At 69.5% G+C, this 8,881-nt stretch carries 14 protein-coding genes; 5 read left to right on the plus strand and 9 right to left on the minus strand.

Translation table 11 applies throughout. The annotated features are described in order from the left end of the window. The first annotated feature begins 100 nt into the window (after positions 1 to 100). Positions 101 to 868 (plus strand): NAD kinase, encoded by a 768-nt coding sequence (locus tag COGEMETH_RS10715; protein WP_238182554.1) that lies wholly within the window; start codon positions 101 to 103, stop codon positions 866 to 868. Positions 869 to 874: 6 nt separating this feature from the next. Here COGEMETH_RS10715 and COGEMETH_RS10720 read toward each other — a convergent pair whose 3' ends face one another. The 5 genes from COGEMETH_RS10720 to COGEMETH_RS10740 all read right to left on the minus strand — a co-directional run bounded on the left by COGEMETH_RS10720 (position 875) and on the right by COGEMETH_RS10740 (position 4,022). Continuing rightward, complete coding sequence (locus COGEMETH_RS10720; protein ID WP_238182555.1) at positions 875 to 1,426, minus strand: DUF6680 family protein; 552 nt, start codon at positions 1,424 to 1,426, stop codon at positions 875 to 877. Continuing rightward, on the minus strand, positions 1,426 to 1,986 hold the full coding sequence (locus tag COGEMETH_RS10725; RefSeq protein WP_238182556.1) for a recombinase family protein: 561 nt from the start codon (positions 1,984 to 1,986) through the stop codon (positions 1,426 to 1,428). Before COGEMETH_RS10725 ends, COGEMETH_RS10720 begins: the two co-directional genes overlap by 1 nt. A 111-nt stretch (positions 1,987 to 2,097) precedes the next feature. Next, positions 2,098 to 3,222, minus strand: a complete 1,125-nt coding sequence (locus COGEMETH_RS10730) for a beta-ketoacyl-ACP synthase (protein WP_238182557.1) — start codon at positions 3,220 to 3,222, stop codon at positions 2,098 to 2,100. Next, positions 3,219 to 3,683, minus strand: a complete 465-nt coding sequence (locus COGEMETH_RS10735; protein ID WP_238182558.1) for a 3-hydroxyacyl-ACP dehydratase FabZ family protein — start codon at positions 3,681 to 3,683, stop codon at positions 3,219 to 3,221. The genes COGEMETH_RS10730 and COGEMETH_RS10735 overlap by 4 nt, the downstream gene beginning before the upstream one ends. Positions 3,684 to 3,710: 27 nt before the next feature. Next, positions 3,711 to 4,022: an acyl carrier protein gene (locus tag COGEMETH_RS10740; protein ID WP_238182559.1), complete on the minus strand. Its 312-nt coding sequence runs from the start codon at positions 4,020 to 4,022 to the stop codon at positions 3,711 to 3,713. A gap of 280 nt (positions 4,023 to 4,302) precedes the next feature. Between COGEMETH_RS10740 and COGEMETH_RS10745 the strand changes: the two genes are divergently transcribed. Next, positions 4,303 to 5,406 carry an AI-2E family transporter gene (locus COGEMETH_RS10745; RefSeq protein WP_238182560.1) on the plus strand — a complete coding sequence of 368 codons (1,104 nt, stop codon included), beginning with the start codon at positions 4,303 to 4,305 and terminating at the stop codon, positions 5,404 to 5,406. A gap of 30 nt (positions 5,407 to 5,436) precedes the next feature. Here the strand turns inward: COGEMETH_RS10745 and COGEMETH_RS10750 are convergent, their stop codons facing one another. Beyond that, positions 5,437 to 5,805: a CCDC90 family protein gene (locus tag COGEMETH_RS10750; RefSeq protein ID WP_238182561.1), complete on the minus strand. Its 369-nt coding sequence runs from the start codon at positions 5,803 to 5,805 to the stop codon at positions 5,437 to 5,439. A 131-nt stretch (positions 5,806 to 5,936) separates the two neighbouring features. Continuing rightward, positions 5,937 to 6,578, minus strand: coding sequence for a L,D-transpeptidase (locus COGEMETH_RS10755; protein WP_238182562.1), 642 nt, complete (start codon positions 6,576 to 6,578; stop codon positions 5,937 to 5,939). A 198-nt stretch (positions 6,579 to 6,776) separates the two neighbouring features. Here COGEMETH_RS10755 and COGEMETH_RS10760 point away from each other — a divergent pair, with 198 nt between their 5' ends. Next, positions 6,777 to 7,220, plus strand: a complete 444-nt coding sequence (locus COGEMETH_RS10760) for a VOC family protein (protein ID WP_238182563.1) — start codon at positions 6,777 to 6,779, stop codon at positions 7,218 to 7,220. Between the two features lie 65 nt (positions 7,221 to 7,285). Beyond that, positions 7,286 to 7,534, plus strand: coding sequence for a hypothetical protein (locus COGEMETH_RS10765; RefSeq protein ID WP_238182564.1), 249 nt, complete (start codon positions 7,286 to 7,288; stop codon positions 7,532 to 7,534). A gap of 25 nt (positions 7,535 to 7,559) precedes the next feature. On the opposite strand, the gene COGEMETH_RS10770 is transcribed toward COGEMETH_RS10765, so the two are convergent. Beyond that, entirely contained in the window at positions 7,560 to 8,003 is a 444-nt protein-coding gene (locus COGEMETH_RS10770; protein WP_238182565.1) for a cyclic nucleotide-binding domain-containing protein, read from the minus strand. Positions 8,004 to 8,214: 211 nt separating this feature from the next. Continuing rightward, the gene (locus COGEMETH_RS10775; RefSeq protein ID WP_238182566.1) at positions 8,215 to 8,406 is read right to left on the minus strand and encodes a hypothetical protein; all 192 of its coding nucleotides are present in this window, start codon (positions 8,404 to 8,406) and stop codon (positions 8,215 to 8,217) included. A gap of 189 nt (positions 8,407 to 8,595) precedes the next feature. Between COGEMETH_RS10775 and COGEMETH_RS10780 the strand changes: the two genes are divergently transcribed. Then, positions 8,596 to 8,790 (plus strand): con-10 family general stress protein, encoded by a 195-nt coding sequence (locus tag COGEMETH_RS10780; protein ID WP_238182567.1) that lies wholly within the window; start codon positions 8,596 to 8,598, stop codon positions 8,788 to 8,790. Positions 8,791 to 8,881 lie beyond the last annotated feature (91 nt).

Consider the following 8,881-nt stretch of genomic DNA (forward strand, 5'->3'; position numbering starts at 1 on the left):
GGAGCGGCCGCTCCATGCTATGGCTCTCCGGCAGGTGGTACTGGCCTCGCGAGTGAGGACCCGGCGCGTCCCCGCGTCAACAGGGCGGACCCGACGACCCATGCCGCGCTTCCACAAGATCGCCTTCGTCGCGAGCCCGAACGGGAACGCGCGCGAGGCCGCCGCCCTCCTGATGCGGCGCTACGACCACGTCGCGCCCGAGGACGCCGACGTGGTGGTGGCGCTCGGCGGCGACGGCCTGATGCTACAGGTGCTGCATCGCTTCATCGACGCGGCCAAGCCGATCTACGGCATGAACCGCGGCACGGTCGGCTTCCTGATGAACGAGTTCCGGGACGAGGACCTGCTCGAGCGCCTGGAAGCCTCCCACCGCAGCGTGATCCACCCCCTGCTGATGGAGGCGGCCGACACGGAAGGCCGCAAGCACCGGGCGCGAGCGATCAACGAGGTCTACCTCCTGCGCCAGACCCACCAGACCGCCAAGCTCAAGATCGCGGTGGACGGGCACGTGCGCCTGGAGGAACTCATCGCCGACGGGGTGCTGGCGGCCACCGCCGCGGGCTCGACGGCCTACAACCTCTCGGTCGGCGGGCCGATCCTGCCACTCGACGCCAAACTCCTGGCGCTCACCCCGATCTCGGCCTTCCGCCCCCGCCGCTGGCGCGGCGCCCTGCTGCCGGACTACGCCCGCATCCGCATCGAGGTGCTGGACGCCGAGCACCGCCCCGTCGCCGCGGTCGCCGACCACACCGAGTTCCGCCGGGTCTGCACGGTGGAGACCTGGCTCGACCGGGCGACTGACCTGGTGCTGCTGCACGATCCGGGACACAGCCTGGACGAGCGGATTCTGCGGGAGCAGTTCGGGTAACGGAGGTTATGGAGCTAATTTTTGCGATGCTTCACCTGCGGCTGGTGGAGCTTGCGGGGTTGGATAGATAATCACGGGCAACGCAGCGTGGCCTGTCGCTACTCTAACCATTCCATCGCGAATGATTTGCCGTGCTAAAGCTTCGTCATGATGAAGCTGCGGATAATAGGCGCCTCGCTTAATTTGTACTTTGTCGAAGTCGTAGCCCAACGCTTGCGACATGGCATGAAGCAACTCGACAAGAAGGTTTTCGGCAGATTCTGCTCGGACCGGCGCGGCTGGTGTGTTTTGAGCCTGCTGTTTTAGTTCGTCAAAATATTCCGCCCATGCAGTTCGAACTGCTTTTTCCTTTGTCCCGCGCCCGCTAAAGAAAAGTTCGATCAAGTTCAAAGCTTGAACATGCTCCATAGAGCCAGCCCGCACTGCCCGCGTCGCCATCAACACTTGAAAGAGGGTCTGACGCTTATTCTTTTTTTCGTTGAGACGTTCGATCCACTTCTGCGCTTGAACGGCCAAAATAGGCCCTAGCAGAGTTGCAACGATGACACCCCAATCCATTACACCCGCGCCTCTGCTCTTAGCCCTGAAATCGTGAACGCGCTGGCGTTGCAGCGGCGCCCGATAGTGGCAAACGCTTCAAGGGCCGCCTCGCGCCGCCGGATGGCTTCCTTGATCTGGTCTGGTATCGTCTTCGGCGCGTGGCCTAGCCGTTTGCTTGCCGCCTTCGTAGCGGCGCGGCCTATGGCCGTGCGCTCGCGGATGCGCTTGTGTTCGAGCTTCGTGGCCAGCCCCAACACCGCGAGCACGATATCGGCAAACTCGCTGCTGGTGTCGATCAGCGGTTCCGCCAGAGAGCGCAGCGCCACGCCTGCGGCCTTCAGGTCGCGGGCGATGCTCAGCAGATCGGCGGTGTCGCGCGACAGGCGGTCGATGGTAGGGATTATGACGGTATCGCTAAAAGCGGCAGTCGCAAGCAGCTTCTTGAGCTGCGGGCTCTTCTTGGCGAGGCCGCCCAGCTTGTCGTGAAAGATGCGCTCGCACCCTGCCGCCTTGAGCCGGTCAAGTTGGGCGGCGAGGTGTTGGGCGCTGGTGGAAACGCGGGCATAGCCGTAGATCATGCCTGCATTTTGCAACAGACTTCTGCAACGAGGAAGGCCAAGGTTTCCAAAGCCTCTGCGCCGTTGCGAAAGTCTTGATTTCTGCACGAACGCCGACGCTTGGCTGCGTCCTCAGACCGCCAGCAGCCGCAAAACCCCCTCGCCCCGCCTATGGCCCACCGTCGTGACGGCGACCTCCGGCTCGCCTTCCGCCACGAGGCCGGCGGCGAGGGCCGCGCCGAAGGGGGCGGTGACTTCGAGACCGTGGCCGAACAGGTCGCCGAGCGCCTGGACCGGGACGCCCGGGGCGAGGCCGGTCAGCGTCGCCTGCTCCTCGGCGGTGATCGGGGCGACGCCTGTGGCGCCGGACAGGACCGTGCCCGGCCGCTCCACGCCGGCCTGGGCCCACATCCGGCCGAGGCTCGCGCCCGCGCTGCCGGGCTCGCGCCGGGTGCGGTCGCAGGCCACCGGGCCGAGGCGGGCGAGCGCCCGCGCCCCGCGGGCAGCGGCCGTCTCGGCGGCCTCCAGCATCAGGAAGGCGGCGCAGCTTCCCAGGATGAACCCGGCCCCGTCCTCGCGCGCGAAGACCGGGGCATAACCGCCCTTGCGCAGGAACCCGCCCATCTCGTGCACGACGAGCACGTCGGGCCGCTCGGCGCTGTAGGAGCCGCCGACCAGCATCGCGTCGATCTGGCCCGAGGCGATCCGCGCCTGCCCGATCCGGAGGGCGTCCACGCCCGCCGATTCCTCGCCCATGAAGGTGCGCGAGGCCCCCGTCACCCCGTGCACGATGGCGATGTTGCCCGCGAGCAGGTTCGAGAGCTGGGCCAGGAACAGGGTCGGGCGCAGGTCGTTGAGCAGCCGCTCGTTGAGGTAGGCGCCGGGTTCTGCCGCGTCGCGCAGGCCCGTCAGGATCGCCCCGTCCACCGCGTAGTCGCGCTCGCCCCCGCCGGCTGCCACGACGAGGTGGAGGTTCTGCTTGAACGCCGCATCGTCCTTCACCCCCGCCGCGTCGAGGGCGAGGCCCGCCGCGTAGACGCCGAGCCGCTGCCACGCCTCCATCTGCCGCTGGTCGGATTTCTTGGGGATCTGCCCGTCCCAGGCGATCGCGGGCGCTGGGTGCACCGGATAGGGCGCGAAGGTCTCCGCATCCGTGCGCGGGGAGGCGCCGGAGGCCAGGGTCTCGAGATGGGCGGTCAGCCCCTCGCCAGCGCAGGAGACGAGGCCGAGCCCGGTGACGACGACCGCGCGGCTCACGATTGCGCCCCATCGAGGAGCCCGATCCGGCGGGCGCGCTCGCGCATCGGCGCGTCGAGGCCGTCGGGGAAGGGCATGGTGCGGAAGCGCAGTTCCGCGTCGGCCAGGGGCTTGCCCTCGACCTGGATCGACGCCCTGGTCACGGCGTAGCCCGAGCCGTCGTGCTCCAGGCTCGCGGCGACGGACAGCACCGCGCCGGGCCCGACGAAGGCGCGGAAGCGCGCCTTGTCCACGGCCATCAGGAAGGGCATCCGCACGAAGTCGAGATGGGCGAGGATGAGATAGCCCGAGGCCTGCGCCATGGTCTCGGTCAGCAGCACGCCCGGCACCAGGGGGTGGCCGGGGAAGTGCCCTTCGAAGACCGGGCTTTCCAGGGGCACGTGCGCCAGGGCCTCGATCCGGCCGGCGGCCCGGTCGAGCCGCACCACGGAATCGATCATCTCGAAATATTCGAGGCGCATGGCGGCCGGCCGGGCTGTGTTTCGGGATCAGGCCTTGGCGGTCTTCTCCGCAACCAGGGCGTCGATGCGCGCGCACAGGTTCTTGAGGACGAAATAGGCCTCGGCCGGGACCTTGCCCTCGTTGACCTCCTGGGTCCAACGCTCCAGCGGCAGCTTGATGCCGAAGGCCTTGTCCACCGCGAAGGCGATGTCGAGGAAGGCCAGGGAATCGATGCCGAGGTCGTCGATGGCGTGGCTCTCGGGCGTGATCTTCTCGCGCGGGATGTCGGCGGTCTCGGCGATGATGTCGGCCACCCGCTCGAAGGTGGCGGTGCTGCCGGGTGTGGGCTGGTCGGACATACGTTCTCGCCGCGTCAAGGGTCTGGGTCGGCCGGCGCGGCGCGACCGTCGGCGCCGGGCGGTCCGGCGCTCCCGTCCGCGCGGCCTGCGTCGCGTCACGGAGCGTGCGCTGACGGCCCCGTTGGATGGCGGCGACCTCTACACGAGGGGGTCCGGCCCGGCAACCGTGCGGCGCTTCCCAACGCCGCGCTTCCCGCACCCGCGCATCACATGGCCCATACCGCCGGACCGCGACCGTCCTATGTGGAGGCGACGGATGGGGCCGGGAGCTTCGAGGCGGATGGAACGGACGATGCACGCTGCCGAGGAGCCGGCCGCCCTGCCGCCGCTGGAGCGGGCCCGCTCGCAGGGCGCCGCCCGCGTCGCCCTGGTCCTGGTCCTGTCGGCGCTGGGCCTGTGGATCCTGCACGGCTTCCTGCCGGCCCTGGCCTGGGCCGTGGTGCTCGCCATAGCGCTCGGGCCCCTCTACGCCCACGCCGAACGGCGCTGGCCGCCGGGCGGGCACAACATCCTGCTGCCGCTGCTCGCGACGGTGGCCGTCGCCCTGGTGTTCCTCGCGCCCCTCGTGGTGCTCGGCGTCCAGGCGGCTCGCGAGGCCCACGATGCGGCCGAGTTCGTGCGCGAGGCCGAGAAGAGCGGCATCCCGGCGCCGGAGTTCCTCGCACGCCTGCCCTTCGCCGCCGCCCAGGCGACCGCGTGGTGGAACGCGAACCTGAGCCATCCAGAGGCGGGCTCGGAACTCCTGCACCGCCTCGACAACGGCTCCCTGATCGGCCTCTCGCGCAACCTGGGGCGGGAGGTTTTGCACCGGAGCGTGCTGTTCGGCTTCAGCCTCGTCGCCCTGTTCTTCCTGTTCCGGGACGGGCGCGCGGTGAGTGCGCAGGTGCTCGTCGCCTGCACCCGCCTGTTCGGCCCCCGCGGCGAGCGTGTGGCCCGCCAGATGGTGGCCTCGGTGCACGGCACCGTCGACGGCCTCGTCCTCGTCGGGCTCGGCGAGGGGTTCCTGCTGGGCGTGGTCTACTACTTTTCCGGCGTGCCCCACCCGGTGCTGTTCGGGGCGTTCACGGCCGTGGCCGCGATGATCCCGTTCGGCGCGCCCGTCGCCTTCGGCATCGCCGCGCTGATCCTCGTCGCGCAGGGCGCCACCGTGCCGGCGCTCGTCGTGGTCGCGGCCGGCTTCGTCGTCACCTTCGTGGCCGACCACTTCGTGCGCCCCGTGCTGATCGGCGGCGCGACGAAGCTGCCCTTCCTCTGGGTGCTGCTCGGCATCCTCGGCGGCGTCGAGACCTTCGGGCTGCTGGGCCTGTTCCTCGGCCCCGCGGTGATGGCGGCCCTGGTGCTGCTGTGGCGCGAGTTCACGGAAGGAAAGGACAGGCCGGCCTGAGCGGACGCCTTCTCGGCGGCCGTCGCCCGTTCAGGGCTTGGCGACGCGCGCGAGGGCGATGACGGCCCCCAGCACGATCAGGGTCTGGAACCCGATCGTCCCGAACATCCATTTGACGATCTCGGCCTTGGACGCCTCGATCTCGGCCTTCAGGCGAAGCTCCGTCTCGCGGATCTCGCTCTTCGTCGCCTGGATCTCGCTCCTCAGATCGGTGCGCGTCGCCTGGATCTCGGTTCGCAGATCGGTCCGCGTGGCCAGGAGGTCGGCCTTCGTCGCCAGGTCGCTCTGGATGGCTTCCCCGATGGCGTCGGCAAACCCCTCCGCCTGCTCGGGAGAGAGCTTGGCCTTGTCCCGCAGGGCGCGGGCGAACTTCAGGGTGTCGAACGGGATCGCGTTCATGCGGGCTGCGTCCGCCGGTGGAAGAACCTGCGGGCCGTAGACGCCCCGCTCGTCCCACGACTATGGCGGAAAACCCGGCCGTCGCAACGGGTTCGGACCGTCGGCTGCCGCTTCCGCCCAGCGGCGACCGCTCAGACCCGATACTTGCCGTTTCGCTTCACCAGCACCTGCGTGCCCACAGGCACCCGCTCGTAGAGGTCGACGATGTCCTCGTTGAGCATGCGGATGCAGCCCGAGGACATCTGCTCGCCGATGCTCCAGGGCTCGTTGGTGCCGTGGATGCGGAACAGGATGTCGCGGTTGCCCTGGTAGAGGTAGAGGGCGCGGGCGCCCAGCGGATTGTCGACGCCCCCTTTGCGCTGGCGCGCGATGTCCGGGTTCAGGGAGACCATCGTCGTGGTCGGGCTCCAGTCCGGCCAGACGCCCTTGCGGCCGACGCGGGCCTCGCCCTTCCAGGAGAAGCCGAGCTTGCCCACGCCGACGCCGTACTGCACCGCCGTGCCGTCCGCCTGGACCAGGGCCAACTGGCGCTGGTCGATGTCGACCACGATGGTGCCCGGCCGCTCCGGCCCGGTGTAGCGCACGACCTGCCGGCGGTACTTCGGGTCGAGGCGGCCGGTATCCACCAGGGGCACGTCGTAGGGCTTGTCGGGCTTGGTGCCGATGTACCAGGCGGAGTCGTCGTCGGCCGCGACCTGGAGGGGCGCGCGCTGCTGGCAGGCGGCCAGGGGCGCGATGGCGAGGGCGGCGAGCAGAATCCGGCGGGTGTGCATGGGCCTCACCATACGGGTTGATCGTCTTGAACGACCTGACTACCCCCTCGCCGCCTTCCGGGATGTGACTTTTGCGCCGCAGCCCGGCGCGAAGCGGCCGGCCCCGCATCCGGCGTCCGGCCTCCCGCACGCGTCGCGGGCGCCCTATCTGACCGGCCTGTCACCCGTCGTGAACTCCGTCATTCCACGAGGCGTCCCATGGCCGATACCCTGACCCTGACCGAGGGCGACGGCAGCCTGAGCGAGGCCGGCCTGCGCCCGGCCATCCACCTCGACCATTGCGTGATCCACGTCTCCGACTGGGACCGCGCGACCGCCTTCTACCGCGACGTGCTCGGCGCCGAGGTGATCCCGGTGGGCCGCGGCTTCGCCTACCGTTTCGGCGGCATGCAACTGAACTGCCACGGGCCGGGGCAGGTGGGCGAGCCCGTGGCCGAGAAGCCGGTGATGCCCGGCGGCAGCGACCTCTGCTTCCGCTGGTCGGGCAGCATCGAGGAGGCGATGACGCACCTCGCGAAGGCCGGCGTCCCCGTGGAGCGCGGGCCGGTGGAGCGGCACGGGGCGGCCGGCGCCGGGATCAGCGTCTACTTTCGCGATCCGGACGGTTCGCTGATGGAATTCATCACCTATCCCCCCGCCTGACGAGCGTGGCCGGCAACGGAAGCGCCCCGCGGCCGTTATCCCCGATCGAGCTTCGGGAGACGACGATGACGCGCATACTGCTGGCGGCCACGGCCGTCCTCGCCCTCACGGCCGGCGCAGCCCAGGCGCGCGGCGGGGGCTCCTCCGGCGAGGGCGACGGCTGGTTGCGGCAGGAGTTGCAGAACCCCGGCTACGCCGAGGCAAGCCCCTACGCCTATCGAAACGGCTACCGCCCGAACGATCCGGGTGCGGAATACGAGGCTGCCCGCCGCGGCTATCCGATCTACGGCCCCTGGGGCTGGAAGAACCGCTGATCGCCTGGAGAAGGCCGGGGCCGGGCTAGTTCCGGCTCTGGGCGAGCGCCTGGTTGGTCTGTTCGAGGCGCAGAGCCAGCTCGCGCATCAGGGCGATGCTGATCTGCGGGAACTGCGCCAGCAACTCCAGGAAGACCCCGCGGTCGATGCGCAGCGCCGTCACCGCCGTCTCGGCCGTCACGGTGGCCGAACGCGGCTGGTCGGCCAGGATGCCCATCTCGCCGACGAGCGCGTCGGCTCCGAGCAGGGCCAGCCGGATCGGGCCGGCCGGCCCCTCGATGCTCACCTCGGCGCTGCCTTCCAGGATCAGGTAGGCGGCGTCAGCCGCGTCGCCGCGGGTGAAGAAGCGCTGCCCCACCTCGAAATGCACGCGCTCGCTGGTGAAGGCGAGGAGCTTGAGCCGGCTGGGCTCGACCCCGCGGAACAGCGGCACCTGCCTGAGGGACGAGACCTCCGTGTCGAGGGTCATGGCTACGCTCCGGGACGCGATCCGAACCGGCCCGATGCCTGCCGCGTTCTGCGCGTTTACCCAAGAGGCTCGGACAAGACTTGTCCAGTCCCGGTCCGATGATGGCGGCTACACCGGTCGACGGACCTTCCGATCCGCGGCGAGGCGCCGTTCGTCGCGTCGCGATGGCTGCGTGAGGTCGAGGGGCTTCACGCACGTGTAACGAACGCGTTCAGCGCTTCGTCGCCAGCCCCTGGCGCTGCGCATCCGGGGCGGCGCGCTCCACGCTCGCATTCGGCTGCGGCGAATCGATCGGCTCCCGGTCGGTGGTCGGCGTAGGACTGTCCTCGGCCGCGGGCATCGGCGGCAGGGGCTTCGTATTCGGCCGCTGGCCGTTATCGTCCTCGGCCGGACCCGTCACCATCGCGCGGTTCGTCATTATGAATTCAAGCCTTCCAGCCGTACGGCCAAGCTTTTGCCGGGCCTTCGTCGACTCGTTCAACGCGCCGCGACGGACCGCGGTTGCCGCTAAGCTTGGAGATGGCTGGAGCGAGGAACCATCGGTTACTGGTGAAGGTTGTGTCGAGGTGAAGCGAAGCCTGAGGAGGAACTGATGGCATCCGGAAATTCGACCTCGAAGCGGGGTTTTGCGTCGATGAACTTGGAGCGGCAGCGCGAGATCGCGAGCAAGGGCGGACGCAGCGTCCCGGCCGAGAAGCGCTCGTTCTCCCAGGACCGCGAACTGGCCTCCTCGGCAGGCCGCAAGGGTGGACAGTCCACCGGCACGGGCCGCGACGGCGCGGAGTAAGGTCGCTCGAAGGTCCGGCGGCTGCCCGAAGCGGGTAGCCGCCGTCGACCGTCGCTCGGTTCTGCAGCCTCGGCCTCAAAACGAAAGGCCC

The sequence above is a fragment of the Methylobacterium trifolii genome (assembly GCF_022179685.1).
Lineage (GTDB): Bacteria > Pseudomonadota > Alphaproteobacteria > Rhizobiales > Beijerinckiaceae > Methylobacterium > Methylobacterium trifolii.

What these genes read in the sequence shown, in the direction of transcription:
- COGEMETH_RS10775 (WP_238182566.1), bottom strand. Translation starts at nt 8,406, where the DNA reads ATGGTGACGGGTCCGGCCGAGGACGATAACGGCCAGCGGCCGAATACG.
- COGEMETH_RS10745 (WP_238182560.1), top strand. Translation starts at nt 4,303, where the DNA reads ATGGAACGGACGATGCACGCTGCCGAGGAGCCGGCCGCCCTGCCGCCG.
- COGEMETH_RS10780 (WP_238182567.1), top strand. Translation starts at nt 8,596, where the DNA reads ATGGCATCCGGAAATTCGACCTCGAAGCGGGGTTTTGCGTCGATGAAC.
- COGEMETH_RS10735 (WP_238182558.1), bottom strand. Translation starts at nt 3,683, where the DNA reads ATGCGCCTCGAATATTTCGAGATGATCGATTCCGTGGTGCGGCTCGAC.
- COGEMETH_RS10765 (WP_238182564.1), top strand. Translation starts at nt 7,286, where the DNA reads ATGACGCGCATACTGCTGGCGGCCACGGCCGTCCTCGCCCTCACGGCC.
- COGEMETH_RS10715 (WP_238182554.1), top strand. Translation starts at nt 101, where the DNA reads ATGCCGCGCTTCCACAAGATCGCCTTCGTCGCGAGCCCGAACGGGAAC.
- COGEMETH_RS10725 (WP_238182556.1), bottom strand. Translation starts at nt 1,986, where the DNA reads ATGATCTACGGCTATGCCCGCGTTTCCACCAGCGCCCAACACCTCGCC.
- COGEMETH_RS10760 (WP_238182563.1), top strand. Translation starts at nt 6,777, where the DNA reads ATGGCCGATACCCTGACCCTGACCGAGGGCGACGGCAGCCTGAGCGAG.
- COGEMETH_RS10740 (WP_238182559.1), bottom strand. Translation starts at nt 4,022, where the DNA reads ATGTCCGACCAGCCCACACCCGGCAGCACCGCCACCTTCGAGCGGGTG.
- COGEMETH_RS10755 (WP_238182562.1), bottom strand. Translation starts at nt 6,578, where the DNA reads ATGCACACCCGCCGGATTCTGCTCGCCGCCCTCGCCATCGCGCCCCTG.
- COGEMETH_RS10720 (WP_238182555.1), bottom strand. Translation starts at nt 1,426, where the DNA reads ATGGATTGGGGTGTCATCGTTGCAACTCTGCTAGGGCCTATTTTGGCC.
- COGEMETH_RS10750 (WP_238182561.1), bottom strand. Translation starts at nt 5,805, where the DNA reads ATGAACGCGATCCCGTTCGACACCCTGAAGTTCGCCCGCGCCCTGCGG.
- COGEMETH_RS10770 (WP_238182565.1), bottom strand. Translation starts at nt 8,003, where the DNA reads ATGACCCTCGACACGGAGGTCTCGTCCCTCAGGCAGGTGCCGCTGTTC.